This is a genomic window from Chromobacterium sp., from assembly GCF_041912965.1.
GTDB classification, from domain to species: domain Bacteria; phylum Pseudomonadota; class Gammaproteobacteria; order Burkholderiales; family Chromobacteriaceae; genus Chromobacterium; species Chromobacterium aquaticum.
The window spans coordinates 199,927-220,687 of sequence record NZ_JAYSGF010000001.1; the positions used below are offsets into that span (position 1 = coordinate 199,927).

The 20,761-nt window shown below is 65.0% G+C and carries 17 protein-coding genes; all 17 read right to left on the minus strand.

The window, feature by feature from the left end; all coding sequences use genetic code 11:
- Nucleotides 1–42: 42 nt before the first annotated feature.
- Nucleotides 43–1,404 carry a type VI secretion system baseplate subunit TssK gene (gene tssK / locus ACE3QM_RS00980; RefSeq protein WP_374419597.1) on the minus strand — a complete coding sequence of 454 codons (1,362 nt, stop codon included), beginning with the start codon at nucleotides 1,402–1,404 and terminating at the stop codon, nucleotides 43–45.
- Nucleotides 1,401–2,051, minus strand: a complete 651-nt coding sequence (locus ACE3QM_RS00985) for a type VI secretion lipoprotein TssJ (protein WP_374419599.1) — start codon at nucleotides 2,049–2,051, stop codon at nucleotides 1,401–1,403. Before ACE3QM_RS00985 ends, tssK begins: the two co-directional genes overlap by 4 nt.
- Before the next feature lie 8 nt (nucleotides 2,052–2,059).
- Nucleotides 2,060–2,449 carry a PAAR-like domain-containing protein gene (locus ACE3QM_RS00990; protein ID WP_048411602.1) on the minus strand — a complete coding sequence of 130 codons (390 nt, stop codon included), beginning with the start codon at nucleotides 2,447–2,449 and terminating at the stop codon, nucleotides 2,060–2,062.
- An 11-nt stretch (nucleotides 2,450–2,460) separates the two neighbouring features.
- Complete coding sequence (locus ACE3QM_RS00995; protein WP_374419601.1) at nucleotides 2,461–3,060, minus strand: DUF3540 domain-containing protein; 600 nt, start codon at nucleotides 3,058–3,060, stop codon at nucleotides 2,461–2,463.
- Nucleotides 3,060–4,115, minus strand: a complete 1,056-nt coding sequence (locus ACE3QM_RS01000) for a pentapeptide repeat-containing protein (RefSeq protein ID WP_374419603.1) — start codon at nucleotides 4,113–4,115, stop codon at nucleotides 3,060–3,062. The genes ACE3QM_RS00995 and ACE3QM_RS01000 overlap by 1 nt, the downstream gene beginning before the upstream one ends.
- Nucleotides 4,112–6,337, minus strand: a complete 2,226-nt coding sequence (locus ACE3QM_RS01005; RefSeq protein ID WP_374419605.1) for a pentapeptide repeat-containing protein — start codon at nucleotides 6,335–6,337, stop codon at nucleotides 4,112–4,114. Before ACE3QM_RS01005 ends, ACE3QM_RS01000 begins: the two co-directional genes overlap by 4 nt.
- Nucleotides 6,338–6,386: 49 nt before the next feature.
- Entirely contained in the window at nucleotides 6,387–8,798 is a 2,412-nt protein-coding gene (locus tag ACE3QM_RS01010; protein WP_374419607.1) for a type VI secretion system Vgr family protein, read from the minus strand.
- On the minus strand, nucleotides 8,789–11,410 hold the full coding sequence (gene tssH, locus ACE3QM_RS01015) for a type VI secretion system ATPase TssH (protein ID WP_374419609.1): 2,622 nt from the start codon (nucleotides 11,408–11,410) through the stop codon (nucleotides 8,789–8,791). The genes ACE3QM_RS01010 and tssH overlap by 10 nt, the downstream gene beginning before the upstream one ends.
- Entirely contained in the window at nucleotides 11,407–12,390 is a 984-nt protein-coding gene (locus ACE3QM_RS01020) for a type VI secretion system baseplate subunit TssG (protein WP_374419611.1), read from the minus strand. Before ACE3QM_RS01020 ends, tssH begins: the two co-directional genes overlap by 4 nt.
- Nucleotides 12,387–14,252 (minus strand): type VI secretion system baseplate subunit TssF, encoded by a 1,866-nt coding sequence (gene tssF, locus ACE3QM_RS01025; RefSeq protein ID WP_374419613.1) that lies wholly within the window; start codon nucleotides 14,250–14,252, stop codon nucleotides 12,387–12,389. Before tssF ends, ACE3QM_RS01020 begins: the two co-directional genes overlap by 4 nt.
- The gene (locus ACE3QM_RS01030; protein WP_374419615.1) at nucleotides 14,249–14,695 is read right to left on the minus strand and encodes a GPW/gp25 family protein; all 447 of its coding nucleotides are present in this window, start codon (nucleotides 14,693–14,695) and stop codon (nucleotides 14,249–14,251) included. Before ACE3QM_RS01030 ends, tssF begins: the two co-directional genes overlap by 4 nt.
- A 62-nt stretch (nucleotides 14,696–14,757) precedes the next feature.
- On the minus strand, nucleotides 14,758–15,285 hold the full coding sequence (locus ACE3QM_RS01035) for a type VI secretion system tube protein Hcp (protein ID WP_048411595.1): 528 nt from the start codon (nucleotides 15,283–15,285) through the stop codon (nucleotides 14,758–14,760).
- Between the two features lie 131 nt (nucleotides 15,286–15,416).
- Entirely contained in the window at nucleotides 15,417–16,937 is a 1,521-nt protein-coding gene (gene tssC, locus ACE3QM_RS01040; protein WP_048411594.1) for a type VI secretion system contractile sheath large subunit, read from the minus strand.
- Nucleotides 16,934–17,455 (minus strand): type VI secretion system contractile sheath small subunit, encoded by a 522-nt coding sequence (gene tssB / locus ACE3QM_RS01045; RefSeq protein ID WP_374419618.1) that lies wholly within the window; start codon nucleotides 17,453–17,455, stop codon nucleotides 16,934–16,936. Before tssB ends, tssC begins: the two co-directional genes overlap by 4 nt.
- A gap of 29 nt (nucleotides 17,456–17,484) precedes the next feature.
- On the minus strand, nucleotides 17,485–18,393 hold the full coding sequence (locus tag ACE3QM_RS01050; RefSeq protein ID WP_374419620.1) for an ImpA family type VI secretion system protein: 909 nt from the start codon (nucleotides 18,391–18,393) through the stop codon (nucleotides 17,485–17,487).
- A gap of 875 nt (nucleotides 18,394–19,268) precedes the next feature.
- On the minus strand, nucleotides 19,269–20,411 hold the full coding sequence (locus tag ACE3QM_RS01055; RefSeq protein ID WP_374419622.1) for a DUF4158 domain-containing protein: 1,143 nt from the start codon (nucleotides 20,409–20,411) through the stop codon (nucleotides 19,269–19,271).
- A 2-nt stretch (nucleotides 20,412–20,413) separates the two neighbouring features.
- On the minus strand, nucleotides 20,414–20,761 hold a 348-nt coding region (locus ACE3QM_RS01060), incomplete at its 5' end, for a hypothetical protein (RefSeq protein ID WP_374419624.1).

The window sequence follows — 20,761 nt, forward strand, 5'->3', positions numbered from 1 at the left end:
ATGCAGCAGGTTCATCGCGGCTCACTCTTTTGTATTCTTGGATCAGGCGACCTTGCCTTCGCGCAGCCCCCAGGCTTCGAAACGCAGATCCTGGAAGTCGCCGACAATGCGCAAAGCCAGCGCCGAACCCGCGAAGGCCTGCGCCCAGAACGGGTCGCTGGATTCCACTTCGAAATACACGCTTTGCGCGTAATACGGCACCTGGCGCGGCGGATTGGGCACCGGGATCAGCCGCGCGCCCGGCAATTGCAGATCCACCAGCTTCTGGATCTGTTCCACCGCGCCCAGCTTGGCCTGCTGCGGCAACAACTGGCGCAGCTTGTCCGCCGGCATCGCCGCGGAGAAGGCGAACACCATTTTCTGCAGCTGCCACTGGCGGTCCACCACGCAGACATGGACCTGATCGCCACGATCTTCGAATCTAAGCGGCAGCACCGGAGTTTCAATCACACGGGCCAAGGCATAGCGCAGAGTGGCGGCCAAGGGTTCGAAACTGGCCTGCAAATCGTCGTGGCGGTAGGCGAACTGGCGCTCAGCCAGCGTCTCGTCGACGCCGGGCAGCACGCTGAGCCGGCCCAACAGGCCGATCAGCTCTTGGAACAGCAGCGCCGGCGGCAATGGGTCGAAGGCATCCAAGTGCGCCAGCCGCATCCGGTATTCAGCGATCCCTTGGCGCAACATCAGCTCGATCAGGTCGGCCAGGCCGCCGCCGGCGGACAAGACCCGCAGCCCGGCGCTGCCCGCCAGCCGTACTTGCAGCGTGCTTTGCAACTCCTCGATCAGCGCGCGCAGCGTCTGGTGGGCGCGGCTGTCCAGCAAGGGCGGCACAAATCGCGCATCCAACTGCGGCGCCAGCGCGCTGCTGCGGCCATCCACCCTGGCGAAGGGCAAGGCGGTTTCATCGGCGCGCAATTGTGATTGCCAGCACAGGCGCGTCATCATGCGACCGGTTTCCAGCGTCAGCCGGCGCGGCGAACCCGGCGCGTCCAGCCCTATGCTGAGGTCGGACACCTCGGTGGCCACCGCGCGGTAGCGGGCCGGCGCGGCGATGTCGCCGAAGGCCATGTCCGGGCCGCCGCTGCCGGCGGCCGGCAAGGCCAGGCAGGCGATATCGCCCGCCTGGGCTTCCGCGGTGCCCAGCGGCGCCGGCAGCGGATCATGCGCCGGCAGCGCGAACGGGGTGCCGTCCGGCAGCACGCCGGTGGCGGCGCGCAGGCCCAGCCGGCCCAGTCCCAGCCCGTCGCTGTCCACGTCCAGCAATGAAAAGCCCCAGCCATGGCTGGACACTTGGCTCAGTCGCAGCTTGAACAGATGGGCCAGATGGCGCTCCTGCTGCTGAAAATGCTGGGTTTCGATCAACATGCCATCGCTCCAGGCGACTGGCCCTACCGGTAAAACGCTCATAGATTCCTCTCCTCACGGACAGCTGCCGCCTTGCGCGGCCTGCGCGCCGGCTTGCGCTCAGGCAGGGCGGCCGGGGTCTCGGCGATCGGCGGCGCCTTGTCCGCAACCGGCGGTGCGCCATCGGCGAGCGGTGGCGTGACCGGAGGCGTCAACGCATCGACAATGCGGTTGCGTTCCAGCTGCACCGCCAGATGGATCAGCTTGCGGCCGTCGACGCGGATGCGCAGCGGCGCATAGCCGGGCGGTTTCGCCGCGAAGTCGGCATCCACCAACAGCCATACCGGATCCGAGCCAGCGGCCGGCAACAATACTTGCTGCACCTGTCCTGGCGCGATCACTTGGCGCGCTTCGGCCGTGATCTCCTGGCCGCGCTGGACGCATAGGCTGTCATCCAGCCCAGTCGACGGCGTCCAGCTGGCCTCGCGCGCCACATATAGGCAGACTTGAACCGGCCGCGGGCCGCCGCCGCTGTTGTTGAGCTGCGCGCCGCCCACCAGGGTGACGTGCAACTGGCGCGGCCCCTCCTCGCTCCGAACCGGGCTCAGCGGCGGCAGCAAGGAAGGCAGCAGCGCTGGCAGCAGGGAGGAGCAGCCGGCCAGCAGGCCCGGCAGCACCCAGAGCGCCATCAGGCAAGCGCTCTTGCGCATGGCATTCACTAAGAAATCCTTACCTTGGTTTGCGATGGGCTGACCACCAAGCCCGTGGTATTGCGGGTATTCTGGCTGGTCGTGTCATCGGCATGGGTCGGCGTGGGAGCCGCGCAGGTCATGACCTTCGGCTTGGCGGTGAGATATTCCATGGTTCCCTTGATCGCGCCACTTCCGCACCCACCCCAACTGCCTTCGTTTCCGGAGGAGGTCGCCACCTGTGTTGCCTGGTTATGCTCCGGCGCCCCTTCGATTAAAAGCTTGTGGCAGGGATTAACCGCATCGCTCAGTTTGGCCGTGTTGACATAGCAGCCCGGCACGCACACCACAGGTATCTTGCACATATCACAAGGCGCCACGGCCTGGCCGCTTGCGCCAGAGGTGTTTTCAAACCCCATGCCCGTTCTCCTTAGCCCAGGTGGATTTGGCCGGCATCCAGCTTCAGCAGCGAGGACGAGGTCAGCGTGGCGCTGGCGGCATGCAGGCCGAGATGCCGCTCCACATGCAGCAACTGGCTGCCGCATTGCGTCAGGTCCGAACCGCCGATATGGGTCTGCCGCTCCTGAGCGCGGGTGCCGATCTGCTCGGCACGGCTGTTCAACTGGCGGCCATGGAGGCTTAATTCGCCATCGGCGTGCAAGCGCAGTTCGCCGGCCTGCACTTGCACGCTGGCGACGCCGAAGTCCAGCACGCAATGCGCCATCGCATCGTCGCGCTCCAGGATCGCCAACACCCAGCACGCCTCGTCGGAGAGCGCCAGCTGGACCAGATCGCCGCGTTGCGGCCTGGGCTGGCAGCCAAACGCGACCCTCGCATCCAACGCCGCGCCCGAGGCCAGCCGCACCCGGCAGGCGCCGGACTCCGCCGCGTCCACCCTGCCCTGGCGCAAGCCGTTGGCCTTGTCCTCGATCTTGGCGCGGGGCGCCGACACCCGCAGCCATTGCAATACCGCATCGCTTTCGCTCTCGGTTTGCGGCGGCGCCACGCTAGGCTCTGCTAGTGGTTTCATCACGTTTCTCCTCTGGGGCCGGGCTGAACGCGCGCGCGCCAAGCCTGGGTTTGCTCAAACTTTTGATCGCTGAAAACGGCGCTGGCGGTATCGGCGGCCTGCCACGCGTCGCGGGGCTGGCCTATCAGCCGGCCATGGCGGCAACTGCCGCCGGACAGCCTGACTTGCCGCAATTCCGCGCCGCAGGCATCCAGTCCGTCCAGCTCGGCGCCGCTGAGGTCCACCCGCTCCAGCCGCGCCCGCCGCAGCCAGATGCGCGGCGCGTGCAGGTGGCTGAGCTGGCAATCCTCCAGACGGGCGCCATCGAAAAGCGCCTGCTCCAAGTCGCAGCCGGTGAACTCCAGCTGGCAGAGCCGGCTCTGCTCGAAATTGGCGCCAGCCAACCGGCTGTCCTGCAGCCGTCCACCGCGCCATGCGCTGCCGGACCAGGCGGCCTGGCGCAAGCGGCAGGACTCCAAGCTCATGTCTTCCAGCTCGCAGTAGAGCCAGCGGGTATTGATGCCCTGACAATCCAGCAAGGCCATCCGCTGTGCTTGGCTCAAGCCGACGATGAAGTTGTCAAGTTCCGCGCGTTGAATGCGCACATCGGCGAGCCGGTTCTTGATCCAGGCGCTGGCCTGCCAGGTGCCGCCGGATAGCAGGCAGCGCCGCAGCAGGCTATTGACGAAGGAAACATGGGCGCCGCGCAGTTCCAGCATCCGCCATTCCTCCGCCTCCAGCGCCACGCAGATGAAGTTTTTCCACGCGCATTGCCGCCAGTCGCTGTCGCGCGCGCTCACGTTTTGCCAGAACACTTTTTCGAACACGCAGTCTTGCCATGCGCAGCGCTGGAAGCGGCATTGCTCGCAATGGACTTGGCGCCAGACATTGCCTTCAAAGCGGTTGTCGTCGAAACGGCAATCGCGGAAGCGGACATCGCTCAAATGATGTTCCCGCCAATGCGCGCGCTCGAAATGGCAGTCGATGTACAGCATGCCGCTGAGCGCCTGCCCCGGGGCCTGCTCGCTGAAGTGCTGGCCGCGCACTTCCCGCGGCAGCGCCGAGGGCGCGCTCACGCGCTTCTCCGTGGCAAATCCTGCAAGCCGGCATCCAGATTGCCCTGCCAGCCGCCGGCCGCTGCAGGCAAAATCCAGGCGGTATTGGCGTCGATCAGATTGCAGTCCTCGAGCCGGCTCTCGCTCAGATCGGCGCCTTGCAGCGCGACGTCGCGCAGCGAGCAAGCCTGAAAAACCGCGCCGGCCAGATTGGCGTTCACCGCCTTGGCGCCATCCAGCACGCAGCCGTTCCAGCGCGAGCCGGGCGCTTGCAGCTTGCCGATGCAGAAATGGAGGCAGGTGCAATATTCGAGGTGCACGCCATCGGCCTGCAGCGCCTGCCAGCAACACTTGGTCAACTCGCAGTCCTCCAGCAGCGCCTGCTTGAGGCTGCTGTGATAGGAGATCACCGCCAGGGTCAGGCCACAGCGTTGCCAAAGACTGGCGGACAAATCGCTTTCCAGCGCGCTGAACTTCAATAGTTGGCAGTGGCGCCAATGCGCGCCGCGCAACGCGCTGCGCACCAGGTCCAAGCCATCGGCCCGTACCTCCTCGACGCGCCAGTTCTCGCCGGTGACTTGGTAGAAACTGACCCGATCCCAACGCATCTGCGCTACCCGGCCCTGGTCTCCGCCCTGCCCTTGCACGGTCACCGCCTGCCAGCTGCCGCCGATGAAAACCACCCCGTCCAGCCGGCAGTCTTCCAGATTGACGCGCTGTAAGACGGCCTCATGCCAAGCGCTCCGCTCCAGCTTGCAACGTTGGGCGCCCCCATCGGTCCAGCTCACTTGCTCCAGCCGCGCGCCGGTAAAGGAGCAGTCAACGAAGCTGACTTGCTCGAAACGGCACTGGCGCCAGCTACAAAGATCAAAACGGCATTGTTCGAAGCGCATCTGCCGCCAATGACGCTGTTCGAAGTCCAGTCCGCTCAGGTCTACGCCACTCAGCGTTTGCTCGCACAGCTCGCCGGCTTCGTCCTGCTCCAGGCGCTGACGCCAGTCAATACGGGAGGAAGCCGCCGTGGGTGTTGTTGCCAAGCACTTTTCGCTGTCGCGCGCAAAGGCTCGCAACTTGATCTGGTCTCGCTGCGCCTGTTCAAACGCTTGCCATTGCTGCCGCATGCGGTCACCGATTTGCTCGTGGCTGAGTGGCGCGGGCGCCTGGCCGGGATGGTCTTCCACCGCCAGAATCTGCTCCCATACCCAGCCGCGCCCCGGATCCGGCATCAGCGGGTGATCTGACAACAGCATCGGGTCTTGATCGGCCACATCGGCCCGGCGCCACGCAAAAGCCTTCAGCCCAGCCAGGTCCAGCGGTTCGGCGCAGTCCTTCAAGGCCACCAGCAACTGGCTGATGTCTTCCTGCAAGGGGTAGTCCAAGGGCAGGAAACCGTTCCACCACATTACGCCCAGGTCCCAATCCGGCAAGAACCAGACCGTCTGCAGCGCCAGCTCCGCTTGCTCGGACAAGGCGCCCGCGTGCCGGCCGGCCAGCGCCACGGCGGTCAGCGCCGGCAGCTTGCCGGCAAAGCCTTGCCCGGCCGGTCCCATGCCCCGCAATGCAAAACACTCGCCGCTGCGCCAAACCCGCTCCCGCGACCACTGATCCGGCGCGGCCTGCTGGAATATCCGCAAGTCGGTTGCCGCCGGCCAGCCCAGATGAGTGCCATCTTCCGCCATCGCCGCGATCGAGCGCGGCCTGGCCGGTTGCCACTGCCGCCGTTCCGGCCAGTCCAAGCCCAGCGGCCCCAAGGCCGCCAGCGCCGCCGGCTTGGCGCCCAGGCCGCACAGCAATTGCAATGGCGGGGTATGCGACGGCAGGCCGCAAGGATTGGCGCCGTCATGGCCGGCGGCGGCTTGGCGATGGTCTAGTTCCAGGCTGGCGCGCAAGCAGCCGTCGGCGCCGAGCTGGCCCGCCGCGTGGCAAGACAATCTCTTGCCAACCTTGCCCAGTTCCGCGCTCGCGCTCCAATTCACCGAGCCTTCCGGCTCGCGTCCGCCGCGATAATGCGCGTGGCCCAGCAGCAGCCACTCCGCATGCTGCTTGGGCATGCCGGGCTCGAACAAGGGCACCGACGGCGCCGCCGCCTTGATCGCCTCCCAAACCGACGCCTCATGCGCCAGCACCCGGGGATCGCTGAGCCGGAACCCTATGCCGACGCCGAGCCGCAGTTGCGCCTGGCTGCCGATCTGGGTGCGCGATGTGGAAATCAACGCGGCCTGCGGCTTGATGTGTGTGGTCATGCGCTTTCCCTTCTCTCTGTGTGGACAAATCCACCCGTGGCGTGATGCCTCAGTTTTTTATCTGCATGCCCAGCTGCTTCAGATCCACTCCGGTATCCGAGTAAGAGGCACCGACATAGGAGAAGCTGGCTCCGGTAGTCGTCATCGAGGTGCCGGTACTGGCGACATGGGAACCGACGCAACTGACCGAGGAACCTGTGGTCGACATCGAGGAGCCAGTGACGTTGGTGGCTGAACCGACGGTCGACATTGAGGTACCGACGACGTTGGTGGCTGAGCCGGTGGTCGACATCAGCTTGCCAGTGACGTTGGTGGCTGAGCCGACGGTCGACATTGAGGTGCCGATAAAGTGGGTGGCTGAGCCGACGGTCGACATTGAGGTGCCGGTAACGCTGATGGCCGAACCGACATCCGATATAGCGGTGCCGATCACGACCTTGTTCGTGCCGGTAATCCCGATATGCTTGCCGGTCACAGAGCAAGAGGTGCCGGTGTACGACGATGAAACGCCGGTCATGGTTTGCGACTTCCCCGTGGCCGCGACATGGACGCCGGTCAACGCGGTGGAGAGCCCGATCAGGCTTTGCGAGGCGCCGGTCACCGAGGTGCTGGTGCCGGTCAAGGAGGTGACAACGCCGGAAAAGGTGGTGTTCACTCCGATGAATTGGGTAATAACGCCAAAGAAATTATTCAATGAACCCGTGAAGTTGTTTGTCACCCCGGAAAAAGCGGTATTGATGCCGGTGAAGCCGGTGGCTACCCCGGTGAAGGTGGTGGATAGTCCGGTAAAACTGGTGGATACCCCGGTGAAGCTGGCCGACAGGCCGGTAAAGGACACCGATACGCCGGTATAGCTGACCGAGGCGCCGGTGACCGTGGTGGCGGTGCCATTTACCGAGGTATTCATGTCCTGGCCCACCGCTTCCGAACTATTGCGTTCCGTGGTCCGCTGCATATCGCGTTCGGCGTGGATCATCACCCGCTCGGCGCCGCGTTGGTCGTCGAAGGTGATCTGGCTGGCGTGGTTGTAACGGCCATGCTTCAAGGAGCGCGTGACCAAGCCGGTGTAGCGGATGTCCTTGGGCAAGTCATACGGCGTCGGATTGTCACCGTTGTAGACAATGCCGGTCACCATCGGCCGGTCCAGATCGCCGTCGACATAAGTCACCAGTACCTCCTGGCCGACGCGCGGCATCGCCAGCACGCCCCAGCCCTTGCCCGCCCAGGCTTGCGACACCCGGATCCAGCACGAGGCATCTTCTTCCTGGGTCTTGTAGCGGTCCCAGTGGAAGTGCACGCGGATGCGGCCCAGCGCATCGGTGTGCACCTCCGCGTTCACCGGCCCCACCACCGTCGCGCTCTGGATGCCGGGCAGCATCGGTTTCGGCGTCTGCCGCAGCGGTCGGAACGGCCGGTCGTCCGCCATCGCCCGGAACAGGCACTGCACATTGCGTCCCTGGCCGCTGCTGTCCGGACCATCCTGCAAAAAAATCAGTTGGCTGGCCGATACATAGTAACGGCGGTTGCGCGCCGCATCCGGATGCCCATCCAGCGTGAACGCGCCACCGGTGGCCAGGCCACGCGCATTGGCCATGCCGGTGAACTGGTGGGAATCCGCCTGCAATGCCTCCAGGCGCAACCGCGCCAGCCGGTCGCCGCCGGCCTGATGGTTGTAACCGGCGCCGTAGTCGTAATGCTCCAGCCGGATGCCCTCCAGACCGGGGTGGTTTTCCCGGGCGTCGCTGTCCAGGCGGTTGGACGGCGCGTGGTAGTCGAAGTCGCGCAGCGCGACATTGGTTGGCCGCACCCGCCGTCCGCGCTGCAGCCGCTGCACGCCCTCCCTCCCCGGCAGCGGACGAAACTCGTCTCCATCCGGCAGAAAACTCAGCCAGTCGTAGCCGGCGGCCAGATCGTCGAAGCGCTGGGTGTCGGACAGCACCACCACATGGCGCTCCAATTGATGCTCTATCCAGAAATAGATGCCCTCGTCTTCCAGCAGACGCTTGACGAAATTGAGATCGGACTCAAGGAACTGCACGCAGTATTCGCGCGCCTCATAAGCGTGCTCCAGTTCGAAGCGGAAGTCCGGCCGCTGATGCTCGCCGAACACCTGCTCGACGATCTGCGGCACCGTCAACTGCTGGAACACCCGGCAGTTCTGATTCTCCGCCAGAAAGGACAGCCAGCTGCCCAGCTCCAGCGCATAGGTGTAGCGGTCCTGGGTCTGGCCGGTGTCGTGGCCGCCCAGCACCTGGCAGTGGAATGGACGCGTGCCGGCGGCGCCCAGGTCTATCTCCAGCCCCAGCCGCGTGCCCAATAGGCCGTCCAGATCCAATGCCGGGTCGGCGCAGCTGATTTCCAATTGATAGCTGGGCTCCTGCGACAGACGCTCATCCGTCTTGAAGCTTAGCGCGATGCTGTCCGCGTCCAGTATTGGGCTGTGCAGTTCGATCAGGCGCATGTGATTTCTCCAGAAAGGTCGGATTCTGATGGCGCGTCCGGCGGTAGTTGCAGGACGGCCTCCTCGTCGAAAACCAACTCCAGCCGTTCGGCTGCGCTCAGCCGCACGCTGCGCAAGGCGCGGTCGGCCGCATGCGCCTCCAGCACGCCGCGGGCGATGCCCGGCATCACGCGTTGCCGCAGCAGGTCGCCCACCGCGCGGCCGCTGGCCGGGTGACGCGCCACCGCGCGGGCGATCCAGTCGGCGCTGGCCGCGTCCGCGCGCCAATCCAGGCCATTGGCGTTCAAGCGTAGGCCGATCTCCTGCAAGGCCTGGCGCGCAATGCCTGCCAGGGCCGGCTCGTCCAGCGGCCGGAATGCCACCACCTGCATCCGCGCCAGCAAAGCGGGGGCGAAGCGGCGCTGCAGCCGTTCGCGCGCCAGCGCGTCCAGGCGCGCCTGGCTGCAATCCGGGTCGGTGGCGCAGGCGGCTTCGATACCGGCGTCGCCCAGATTGCTGGTCAGCAGAATCAGGCAATTGCGGAAATTGACGTGCCGCCCCTCGCCGTCTTCCATCCAGCCCTGGTCGAACACCTGATAGAACATCTCGTGCACGTCCGGGTGGGCGCGGTCGAACTCGTCCAGCAGCAGCACGCTGTAGGGCTTCTTGCGCACCGCCTCGGTCAAGCGGCCGCCGCGGCCGTAGCCGACATAGCCTGGCGGCGCGCCCTTCAGCGTGGACACGGTGTGGGCTTCCTGGAATTCATTCATATTGAAGCGCAGCAGATTGCGCTCGCCGCCGAACAAGGCCTGCGCCAGCGCGACCGCGGTCTGGCTCTTGCCGCTGCCGGTGGGGCCGGTCAGCATCATCACCGCCAACGGCCGCCGCGGGTCGCCCAAGCCGGAGTGCGCCACTTGCAGCGCTTCGACAATGGCGTCCAACGCCTGCTGCTGGCCCTGGATGCGCAGGTTCAGTTCCTGCCGCAAGGCCATCAGCCGCCGCGCCTCGTCCTGGGCCATTTGCGTGACCGGGATCCGGGTCCATTCCGACAGCACCTCGGCAATGGCGTGCGCGTCCACCCAGGGCCGCACCAGCCGCTCCGATCCGCTCAGCGCATCGGCCCGGGCCGGGTCGCCGTCACCTGTTTTCAAGCCCTCCAGCCAGGCATCCACCTCGGCGCGCTGCGCGTGCAACGCCGTTTCCATCTCGTCGGCGCGCGCGGCGGCCTCGGCGCCGGCGCGCTCCAGCTCCGTTGCGTCATCCGACGCGGCCAGGCCCAGCTGCGCATCGCTGGCACGCCAACGCAGCGCCAGCTCCGTGATCAGCTCCTGATGGCGCAGCCGGTCCAGCGCCGCGGGCCGGCAGCTCTGGCTCATAGCCACCCGCGCGCAGGCGGTATCGAGCAGGCCTATCGCCTTGTCCGGCAACTGCCGTGTCGGCAGATAGCGCCGCGACAAGGCCACCGCGGCGCGCAAGGCGGCATCGGCGATGCGCACATCGTGATGATCGGAAAAACGTGGCGCGATCATGCGCAGCATGTCCACCGCGGTATCGTCGTCCGGCTCGTCCACCGCCACCGCCTGGAAGCGGCGCACCAGCGCGGCGTCCGGTTCGATGAACTGCTTGTATTCCGACCAAGTGGTGGCGGCCAGCATCCGCAGCTGGCCGCGCGCCAGCATGGGCTTGATCAGATTGGCGGCGTCGCCGGTGCCGGCATTGCCGCCGGCGCCGATCAAGGTATGGGTTTCATCGCAAAACAGGATGATGGGCGCCGGCGAGGCGATCACCGCGTCTATCACCGCGCGCAGCCGCTGCTCGAATTCGCCGCGCAGGCCGGCGCCAGCCTGCAGCCTGGCCACGTCGAGCGCCCAGATCTGCGCGCCGCGCAGGCCGGGCGGCACTTCGCCGCGCTGAATGCGCTGCGCCAGCGCCTCGGCCACCGCGGTTTTGCCGACACCGGCCTCGCCCACCAGAATGGGATTGTTCTGTCGCCGCCGCGACAGCACGTCGATCACCGCGCGCAATTCGGCGTCGCGGCCTATCACCGGGTCCAACTCACCGGCCGCCGCCTGCTCGCTCAAGCTGACCGCCCATTGCCGCAGCACCGCGGCGGGGTCAGCGGCGGCCTCGCCGGCCAGCGCCGCGGACGGCGCGTCGGCGGCTTCCGGCCAAGCACCGGCCAACGCCTCGTAACGCGCGACGATGTCGTCCAGCGCTAGCTTCGCCAGCGCCTGGCCCGCCCTATGCTGCAGCCAGCGCCGTGTCGGCTCCTCGTCCAGCCAGGCCAGCAGCAAATGACCGCTGCGCACCTTGGCCGCGGGTGCGGCGATCTGACTCCAGCTGATGGCAGGGGCCGCGCTGCGCTCCAGCGCCGGCGAAATGTCGCGCAACGCCTCGCCGCCGGTTTCAGCGGCATCCAACGCCTTGCCTATGCGTTGCAGCGCAGTGGCTGGGTCGCACTCGAGCGCCTCCAGCAGCAGCGCGACATCGCTGTTGGCGTGGCGCAGCAGGCAGTACAGCCAATGATCCAGGTCGACCAGCGCGTGCCGGCGCGATCGTCCCAGCGCGGTGGCCTCGACCAGCGCCTGGTATGCGGTAGGGCCTAGACGGCCGAATATGCGTTCTCGGTTCACAGTCTTGGATCCTGGAAAGAGTCATACACGGTGAGCGTCCGAAGCGCGTTGCCGGGGCGGGACCATGCGTCCACCCCCAGGCGCATGCGCCCCACTTTGCCGGCCAGTTCCGGCCGGGTGCGGACCTGAATCTGGATGACCGGAGCCGCCTGGCCAGCGGCGAAATCGGCGGCGATGGCGCGCATCGCCAACATGGCGGCGGCACCGCGCTGCCAGCGGCAAAACTCGGCGGCGTCGATGGGGCCAACCCGGATCTCCAATGCCTGCTGCGCGTCCCAAATCCGCCCGCCAACGCGCCAGCGTCCAAGTCGGCGCGGCCCGCCGGCGCCGCGCAGCGGCACCCAGCGTCCCCGGCGCGGCATCAGCCGCACCGGCACGCCGAAATAGCCGGCCAGGATTTTGCGCAAATCCGTCAAGGAGCGACTGGGCGCGTGATAGGCCCCCGGCGTGCCAAAGCGGCAAGACGCGGCATCATGGTTCCGCTCTTCCGCGCCGGATGGCGGCATGCCGGCCAGCGCGGCGACGCGCTCGGCGAAGGGGTGGCGGCCGCGTTCATAGCCCAAGACCGGATGCATCGCCGCGCGGGCGGCATAGTGCAGCCAGGCCAGATCGCCGCAGGCCAGGTTGACGAAGCGTTCGAAGGCGGCGTTGCGCTCCAGCCGCCGCTCATGCAGGGCATGCTCGGTGACATGCAGCGGCAAGGGGCCGTAAGGGGCGAACAAGCCGAAATGGCGGCAGGTGACGTTGACGTGTGGCGTGCCGCCCTCTTCTGCCGCCGCGTCCAGTTGCACCGCGCTGATTTCGGCGCTGGCGAAGCGCATGTCGGCGGCCTGCTCCAGGCTCAGCCAATCCGGCCGCCGCCGCAGCCGGAACGGTGCGCCGGCTGTCGGCTGCCGCCACTGCCAGGCTTCCACCCGACGCATCAGCTCGAAAAAAGTGCGTTGCGGGCTCAGCTCCCGCTGTAGCGGCTGTCGCTTCATTGCAGTTCTCCATCGTCGCGCGAGGTATTGCCGTGCTGACTGGCTGGCTCGCCATCCAGCAGCACGCGGACCTCGATGCCGTCGTTCAAGCTGACGGCCTGAGCCAGCGCCTGGGCCAACAGCCGACCGAATAGCCAGCCGCCGCGGTCAGCGTGCATGACGGCGGCGATATCCAGCTCCACCCGGGTCGCTCGCACCAACGCCTGCGGCGAGGCGCGGCCAGCGGCGAGAAAGCAGATTTGCGCGTGAGCGGCCCTCAGGCTGTCGATGCGCTGGCGGTCCAGCTGACATTCCGGCTGCGCGGCCAGCCGCAGCTGCTCCGCCAGCCGCGCGCCTATGTCCTGGCGCGCCGTGTCGCGCAGGCTCAGCGGGTTCAGGCCGATCTGAGCCACCGCCGACCAGCAGCGCTCCAAGGCCGGAATCGGCCGCGGGGCGCTGGCCGGCCACAAGCACTCCAGCCGTTGCACCGCTCCGCCCCCCTCCATCCTCAACTCGGCGCCCGGCAAGTCTTCCGGCCGCCAGCCCCGGTCCGCCACCAGCGCGCGGCCGGTCAGCGTCGCGATGTCGTCCAGGCCGATATCGCCGGCGCAGGCGGAAATGGTGATCAAGTCATGGCTGCCCAGAGCGTCCGGATAGCCATGACGTGGCCCCAGGCTCTGCAAGGCCGGCTCACGCCGCAGCGAATAACGCGCCGCCGCCGGCCCGCTCTGATAGCCGCCGGCGTCCAAGGCCGGCCGCGCCTCGCGCGAACGGCCGTTGCTGTCGCAGACATTGACTTCCAGCAAACGCCACAGGTGGTGCTCGGCCGGCCGCATCCGGTCCACCGGCATCCATTGCTCGGTCTGGTTCGGGTCGTAAGGCACCGGGTCCAACCGCTTGGGATAAAGATTGATCGCCGGGGTGGCGAACAGGCGGAACTGTCCGGTGTCGACTTCACCGATCAAGTCCGCCGGCGGATGGCGCAATGCCAGGATCAAGTCAAAACCGCGCGCCGATGGCGCCCGCGCCGCCAGCGGACCCAGCACGTCCAATTCCACGCTGAGCAGCCGCGCCGGCTGGGCGAAGTATTCGCGCAGGATGCGCAAGCCGGGCAGCCCACCCGCATCGGCGGGCAGCAATGCCTCGTCCTCGTCGGTGGCGGACAGGCGCAGGCAGCCTGCGGGCAGCTCCAGCATGGTCTCGCCACCCTGGTCATCGTCGGCTGTCGCATAGCAGGCGCCAACATCGGCCAGCAGCGCGCGGTGCAAGGCATAAGCGCGCGGCAAGTCGCCGGCCAGGCTCAATTGCAGCGGCTTGGCCCTGCCGTCCGCGGCCAGCAGTTCACGCAAGGCGGCATTGCCTTCCAGCCGGAAACTCAGGCGCAAGGCCGCTTGCGAGGATGCCAAGCGCCGCGCCAGCGCGGCGGACACGCCACCCAGGCTGCGGCTGCATTCCGCCCGCTCCAGGCGCAAAGGCAGCAACGTCACTTCGCGCGCGGTGGCGAACGTCACCGGCCGCGCGCGGCCGGGCAAGCTGGCATGGATCAGAGCGCCGCGAGGCACGCTGTGGCCGCGGAAAGCTTCCGGCGAGCCGAAATCCGGGTGCAAGGCGAAGCTGGTGATGGCGGGGGTGGCGCTCAAATAGAGCGGGCAAAGCTGGGTCAGGGCCTGGCGCGCGAATTCGGCGCCCTCCAGATCCAGCCGGGTCTGCACTCGGGCCGACAAAAAGGCCACGCCTTCCAGCAGCCGCTCGACAAAGGGATCGGCCACCGAGTTTGGTTTTAGACCCAGCGCCGGCGCGATCTGCGGATGCTCTTGGGAGAAACGCGCGCCGGCCTCGCGCAGGTGGCGCAATTCATTATTGTAGTGATCGAGGAAGTTCATCCGTCCGCTCCCGTCTCCGCCGCGCGCGGCAAGCTGAAATAAGCGTCCAGATAATCCAGGGTCAGGCTAAAGCGCAGCGCAGCGCCGCCGTCGCGAGCGATGGCGGCGATATCGAAATACAGCCGCTGACGTTCCAGCGCTCCAGTGCCGGAGCGCGCGCTCACCTCGATGCTGGCGGGGTCCAGGCGCGGCTCGAAGCCGCGGATCACCGCGCGGATGTGCGTGCTGACCCGTGCTGGATCGATCTGGCTCGACCGCCCCTCGGCCAACGGCGGCTGACCATAGTTCCACACCGAGTTCATCAGCTCGCCGCCCGCCGCCAGCGGCAGTCGGGCCCCGCGCAACGCGGCGTTCATCAAATGCGTCAGTTCGCGCGCCAGGCTGGCGGCGAGCGCATCGCGCCCGGAGCGCGCGGAGAGTTGGTCGTACAAGCGTGGCGTCATGGCTGTCCGGCGCCGCCTGCGCGGCGCCGTCCTGTGAAGAAGTAAGGGAACCCTGCGCGGGCCTACACCGCCGCGTTCAGCTTCAGGTCATAACCCGCCTTGATCACCGCGCCCATGGTGCCGTCGTTGCGCTGTTCGCGGTATTCGAACTCGATCTTGGCGAAGTTGATCTTGATCTCGTCGGTGGGCAGCACGCTGTCCACGTCGCCGCTGCCATGCCCCATGCTGGCGTAAGGCATATTGCCCAGGGTGCGGAAGGAGGACACCAAGCCGCTGGCGAAGGTGATGATCATGAAGTCCTGCTGGCCCTTGCCTGACTTGCGGCAGATCAGCTTGGCGCGCGGAATATGCTCGCCGGTGGCGCACATCAGGAACAGCTTGGGCGAGGCCTTGTTCGAGACCATGCGGAATTCGAAGTCCTTCATTTCCACCTTGCCAGCGCCGCCGCCGCTGCCAAAACCCCATTTGCCCGAGTTCTCCTCCGCCCATTGCCAACTCTGGATCTGGATCAGGCCCGAATATTGCTGGTCCGTCGATTCGCCCTCGACGCCTTCAATCTGCAAAAAGTAGTCAACCAGTGCATTTGCCATGTTGCGATACTCCGAATGAAAGATGATGGTTATGCCGGACCTGAGACTGAGTGCAGACGCCGGAGGAGCCAGGTCGTTTCCTCCCCCGCGCCGGCCGGACCGCCCAAGAGGCGGTCCGACGTCGATAAGCGCTAAGCGCTGCCGGATGCGGTTTCCGCCCTTGCCGACGGCAACTTGGAAACCAAGCGCAGCGACACCGTCAGCCCTTCCAGCTGGAAATGCGGCCGCAGGAAAAACTGGGCGCGGTAGTAACCGGGGTTTTCCGGCAATTCGTCCACCTGCACCTCGGCCGCGGACAGCGGGCGCTTGGACTTGGTGAGCTCGCTGGAGATGCTCGGGTCGCCGTCCACATAGTTCATCAGCCAGTCGTTGAGCCAGCGCTGAGTGTCCTCGCGTGATTTGAAGGAGCCGATCTTGTCGCGCACGATGCACTTGAGGTAATGAGCGAAACGGCAAGTGGCGAAGATATAGGGCAGCCGCGACGACAGATTGGCGTTGGCGGTGGCGTCGTCGTCCTCATACACCGCGGGCCGGTGCACGGTCTTGGCGCCGATGAAGGCCGCCATGTCGGAGTTCTTGCGATAAACCAGCGGCATCAGGCCGGATTCGGACAGTTCATGCTCACGGCGGTCGGAGATGGCGATCTCGGTGGGGCAATGCAATTCCACCTCATTGTCCTGCGATGGCAAGACGAATTTGGGCAGCACCTCCACCGCGCCGCCGGATTCCACGCCGCGGATTTTGGTGCACCAGCCATAGGTGCTGAACGCATGCGTGATATTCGCCGCCATCGCATAGGCGGAGTTGGCCCAGCAAAAATCGCTGGCGCGATTCGGGTCCACCTTCTCTTCGAAGCCGAACGCCTCGATGGGCTGAGTCTTGGGACCATAAGGCACCCGCGCCAGGAAACGCGGCAGCGTCAGCGCCAAGTAGCGCGAATCGTTGCTTTCCCGCAGCCGGCGCCAGAACGCGTATTCGGTGGCGGTGAATATCTTGGACACATCGCGCGGGTTGGACAGCTCGCTCCAGTCATCCATCTGCAGCAGGCTGGGCGCGGCGGCGGCGATGAACGGCGCGTGCGCGGCGGCGGCGATCTTGGACATCTCGGTCAACAGCGCCACATCCTGGGCGCCGTGGTCGAAGTGATAGTCGCCGATCAGGCAGCCGAAGGGCTCGCCGCCGAACTGGCCGTATTCCTGCTCGTAGATCATCTTGAAGATCGGGCTCTGGTCCCACACCACGCCCTTGTAGCGGCGCAGCGTCTTGCCCAGTTCCTTCTTGGAGATGTTCAGATAACGTATCTTCAGGTTCTCGGTGGTGTCGGTGTTGGACACCAGATAGTGCAAGCCGCGCCAAGCGCCCTCCAAGCGCTGGAAGCGCTCGTTGTGCAGCACCAGGGTCAGCTGTTCCGATATCTTCCGGTCCAGTTCGGCCACCAGTTGTTCCACCGTTTGCGCCACATCCTCGCGCACCACGACCCGGCTGCGGCGCGCATAGCTCAGCAAGGTCTGCACCGCGCTTTGCACCGCCTCGGCGGCCTCGCTGGTGCGCGGGCGGAAGGAGCGGCGCAGGATATCCTTCAGGCCATCGTCCAGCGGCGCTTCGCTAAGCCCTGGCGCCGACGGCGCCAGCATTTCGGCTTGTGTGCTCATTTCGCCTCCTCGCCGCCGGTCCCCTCGGATTCGGCGTCATCGCCTTCCGGCGGATACATCTCTTTCAGCAGCTGCTCGATCAGCTCCTCGGCCGCCACCTTGCCGTCCATATAGGTCAGCAGCTCCTTCAATTGGCTGCGCGCGTCCAGCAGCACCGCCAGTTCCGGAATCTTCTTCACCACCTCGGCCGGCTCGAAGGACTCCATGGAGTCGAAGCTCAGATCAATGGGAATCAGGGTGCCGTCGTTGGTGATCGTGTTTTTCACCTGATAGCTGAGCGCCGGCGCGATCTGCGCCATCCGCGCGTCGAAGTTTTCCGCGTCGATTTCGGTGAAGCGGCGCTCCTCCACCGCGCCCAAGGGCTCGGTATTGTCGCCGGACAAGTCCGCCAGCACCCCGGCCACAAACGGCAGCTCCACCTTTTTCTGGGAACCGTAGACCTCGACGTCGTACTCGATCTGCACCCGGGGCGCGCGGCTCTCCCCGATGAATTTCTGCGCATCCTTTTGTCGCGCCATGGCGATCTCCCTTCCCTAATGTGGATTAACTAGCCCTGCGTCGGCCGGGGGCGATCCAGTCTCGCCACCAGCGCATCCGATTCGGCGAACAGCTCCGCCATCAACTCCTCGAAGCCCGCGCCCAGCATGCGCTTGGCGCGCGCTAGAAAAATCGGCGCCGGATGGCCGGGCTCGTATTCGTGGAAATAAGCGATGACTCGATCCAGCGCCGCCGCCACCTCCTCCCTGGAACTCAAGCTCTCTGGCAGCGCCGCGCCTGGCGCCGCCTCCAGCGCGGACTTGGCCGACAGGGCCGCCCGGCTCGGCGTCAGCGCGGTGTCGAGCTCTTCCAGTACCGCATTCAGGCCGGCGCAATCGAATTGCTCGGCAAAGTTTTCCAACACGCTCAAGTCAAGCAAGCGGGCCAGTCCTGCCCGCATGCGCGACACGTCGCAACGCACCCGCTCCCGTTCCGCCAGCGGTAAATCGCCGTGGCCCTTGATCAGTTGCCGCACGCTGATCCCGCAATCCAGGCTCAGACGGCTGTGCGTGAGCTGATGCAAGAAAGCCGGACCGGACAGCCAAGCCAAGTGCAGCGCATGAAGTTCCCCCGCCGGCGCATCCGGCAGGCCGGCCGGGCGAATATTCGCCAACGGCCGCGCGGCGATTGCGCCCAATGCCTCCAGGCCATCGGCCGCTCCGGCCAAGCCGCGTTGCGCCAAGGCCGCTCGCAGCAGCCAGACCCCGACACGCAAATCCGCCGCCTTGCCCAGTAATATGCGGCTGGCGCTTTCCACCGTTCCCCAGTGAAAAGGCTCGCCGCCCTTGCGCACCGGCGCCAAACCCACCGCGTCGTATTCGCAGATCGCGGCGTCGATGCGAATGAAGTCGACATCGAAGTCCAGCTCCTGCGACGCCGGCTGTTCCGGCAAGACAATATCGGCAGTGGCATCCTTCATATTCGGCACCATGAATCCAATAATTGATTTAGGAACACGCTTTAAATCTTATTTGCCACTAAACGCGCCGCGATTTTGCCGCGCACGTACTTTACTAAACAGGCAAACCCCAGTTCCGCGGCAAATCAAGCACCAATGTCACGAGCACAATTTACAAACAGACAACGACAAGGTCCAAACAAATCGCTCAAGCGCAGCACCACCATTGCCCAACAGGGAATTGACGCCAATCAGCACTGCAACACAAATACATACAAAACATCCAAACCAATATCGCAAAACGTTTAACGCTTCATATTGGAGAAAACAAAGCACCCCCACATTGCACGGAAACCCTATTCGCGCCTGAAAAACAAGTGACATTCGAATAGAACTTGATGCTGATTCGAGCTAGATGGCAAGCTCAGCTAGCGTTTTCGATGCGCACTCTTTTATGTAAGGATGGAAAGCCGTGAGAATAATTAGGAGAAAAAAATGGAAAGTCATTCAGGGTGGCGCTTGGCCGAGAACAAAAGAGAAGCCATGGTTTTGTTGCTGTCAATTTAATTGTAATTTAAATATTTTCAATAAAACCATTAATATTAATTTAAAGTTTCAGCTTGGGCTTAGTCGATAAGCCAGAAAATCAAGCCTAGCAAGGCGTAATGTCCTTTAAGTTTTGTTGTATTCGAGAGACAAAATCGCCAAATAAGGAAAACATCTTTCTGCGCACGCTAGCGCATTTAAACTTCATGGCAATCTTGACGGCAAAGCCAGCCAACTCATAGCCGCCAATGCGAATGAGCAAACGCAGCTTAAACTAGAGACCCAGTAAAAAGCCCTCGTGCGTTGACGAGGGCTTGCCATCCGGCACCTGCCGACATGCCGATATCCATTCAACCGAATCTTCTTCCTTCCCAGGACTCGCCCACCAAACGTTCCCGCATTTCCAGAATGTCCTTGACCAGGACCCCGCGCAGCTCCAGCACCTGGACCAACAGCGTGGCCATGCGTCGTCTGGGTTCCAGCTTGGCCAAATCCTTGGGCGTCATATGCCGCCCCTCCGCCGCCAGCTTGTCCATGCGCCCAGGGGATATCAGTTGCCGCAATCCACCTGGCAGGCACAGGGCGTCGATCGCCTTCAGCTTTTCCAGGTTTTGCAACATGCGGATCAGCGCGGCGCGCGCTTGCAGCACAATGGCCACCAATATGGCCATGCGTCGCAATGGGTCCAATTCCGTCAAATCGTGACAACTCATTCTGTCCCCCGCATCGGTCCATTCCCGCATTCGCTCCGCTCCCGCCAGTCGGCTCAGATGCGCAGGCAGCGCCAAGGCCTCGACCACACGCAAGCGCGCCATGTGCGGCGCCGCGCCGCGGTCGTGGGCGCGTTCCGGCACGCTGCGCAACCAGGCCAGCGTGGTCAGCCGGCAGCCTTCCCGACGTTCCAGCAAAGCGTCCAGACGCTGACGTTGGCCGGTGTCCAAGGCGTCATTGAGCCGCGCATAGACCTGCCGAGCTCCCAGTGTCAGCGCCACCGCGCACAGTCGCTCGATCACATTGATGGAGGGCAAGAGCACATGTTGTTGGCGCAGCCAGGCCACCAAGGCCTCGGCCAGCGTCATCGCCTGATCGGTCTGAATCGCCAGCCGGGTCAGATAAGGCAACACTGTCTGGCCATCCTCGGCGCGGTAAGGTCTCAAACCCAGATAGGCATACAGTTTGACCAGATGCTCGCGCCGGGTCTGGTCGCGGACGGCATAGCCCTCCCATGCCGCCTCCTCCAGCCCTAGCACCGCGGCTACTCGCCGCAGCAAGCGCGGGCTTGGCCGGCAGCCCGCCTCCAGCGCAATGCCAGGATGCCGCAGATAACACAGCAGTACCGCGACTCCCAGGCGATTGGCCGTGCCGCGATGCTGTTGGATCAAGACAACATCTTGCTCGCTAAAGCGGGTCAACTGCTCAAGTTCGTATTCGCAGCTGGGAGGTGCCAGCAGATAAGCGCGTTGCTGCAATGTAAGCAAGCTGCGTTTGGACATGGTCAACTTCCCCGGCCTAGGCCGATGAGTGGAATGCCGGACATGCAGCTACCGGCCGTTTTGAGAGGGCACCGCGCTTGCGGCAGCATCGGGGCCATTGTGGGCGGCGCGGCCAGATGACGCGGACTGGACTCATTGCAAAATTTTGAAGCCATACTGGCTTCTATGGTAAGCAAATGCTTTTCATTGAGCCATGTTATGCCGAGTCCCCGGCGCGATGCCAGTTTCCAAGGACCGCGGGCTGTGGCGGTTGAGCAAGCCTGAATCGGCGCTCCGCGCAATACCCGCTGAGCGATAAGAACCTGTTTACGATCTTTTTGTAAGCGATAATGGGCTAGTGAAGAGAAAAT

What these genes read in the sequence shown, in the direction of transcription:
- tssF (WP_374419613.1), bottom strand. Translation starts at nt 14,252, where the DNA reads ATGAACTTCCTCGATCACTACAATAATGAATTGCGCCACCTGCGCGAG.
- ACE3QM_RS01050 (WP_374419620.1), bottom strand. Translation starts at nt 18,393, where the DNA reads ATGAAGGATGCCACTGCCGATATTGTCTTGCCGGAACAGCCGGCGTCG.
- ACE3QM_RS00995 (WP_374419601.1), bottom strand. Translation starts at nt 3,060, where the DNA reads ATGAAACCACTAGCAGAGCCTAGCGTGGCGCCGCCGCAAACCGAGAGC.
- ACE3QM_RS00990 (WP_048411602.1), bottom strand. Translation starts at nt 2,449, where the DNA reads ATGGGGTTTGAAAACACCTCTGGCGCAAGCGGCCAGGCCGTGGCGCCT.
- tssB (WP_374419618.1), bottom strand. Translation starts at nt 17,455, where the DNA reads ATGGCGCGACAAAAGGATGCGCAGAAATTCATCGGGGAGAGCCGCGCG.
- tssC (WP_048411594.1), bottom strand. Translation starts at nt 16,937, where the DNA reads ATGAGCACACAAGCCGAAATGCTGGCGCCGTCGGCGCCAGGGCTTAGC.
- ACE3QM_RS00985 (WP_374419599.1), bottom strand. Translation starts at nt 2,051, where the DNA reads ATGCGCAAGAGCGCTTGCCTGATGGCGCTCTGGGTGCTGCCGGGCCTG.
- ACE3QM_RS01035 (WP_048411595.1), bottom strand. Translation starts at nt 15,285, where the DNA reads ATGGCAAATGCACTGGTTGACTACTTTTTGCAGATTGAAGGCGTCGAG.
- ACE3QM_RS01030 (WP_374419615.1), bottom strand. Translation starts at nt 14,695, where the DNA reads ATGACGCCACGCTTGTACGACCAACTCTCCGCGCGCTCCGGGCGCGAT.
- ACE3QM_RS01020 (WP_374419611.1), bottom strand. Translation starts at nt 12,390, where the DNA reads ATGAAGCGACAGCCGCTACAGCGGGAGCTGAGCCCGCAACGCACTTTT.
- ACE3QM_RS01010 (WP_374419607.1), bottom strand. Translation starts at nt 8,798, where the DNA reads ATGCGCCTGATCGAACTGCACAGCCCAATACTGGACGCGGACAGCATC.
- ACE3QM_RS01005 (WP_374419605.1), bottom strand. Translation starts at nt 6,337, where the DNA reads ATGACCACACACATCAAGCCGCAGGCCGCGTTGATTTCCACATCGCGC.
- ACE3QM_RS01055 (WP_374419622.1), bottom strand. Translation starts at nt 20,411, where the DNA reads ATGTCCAAACGCAGCTTGCTTACATTGCAGCAACGCGCTTATCTGCTG.
- tssK (WP_374419597.1), bottom strand. Translation starts at nt 1,404, where the DNA reads ATGAGCGTTTTACCGGTAGGGCCAGTCGCCTGGAGCGATGGCATGTTG.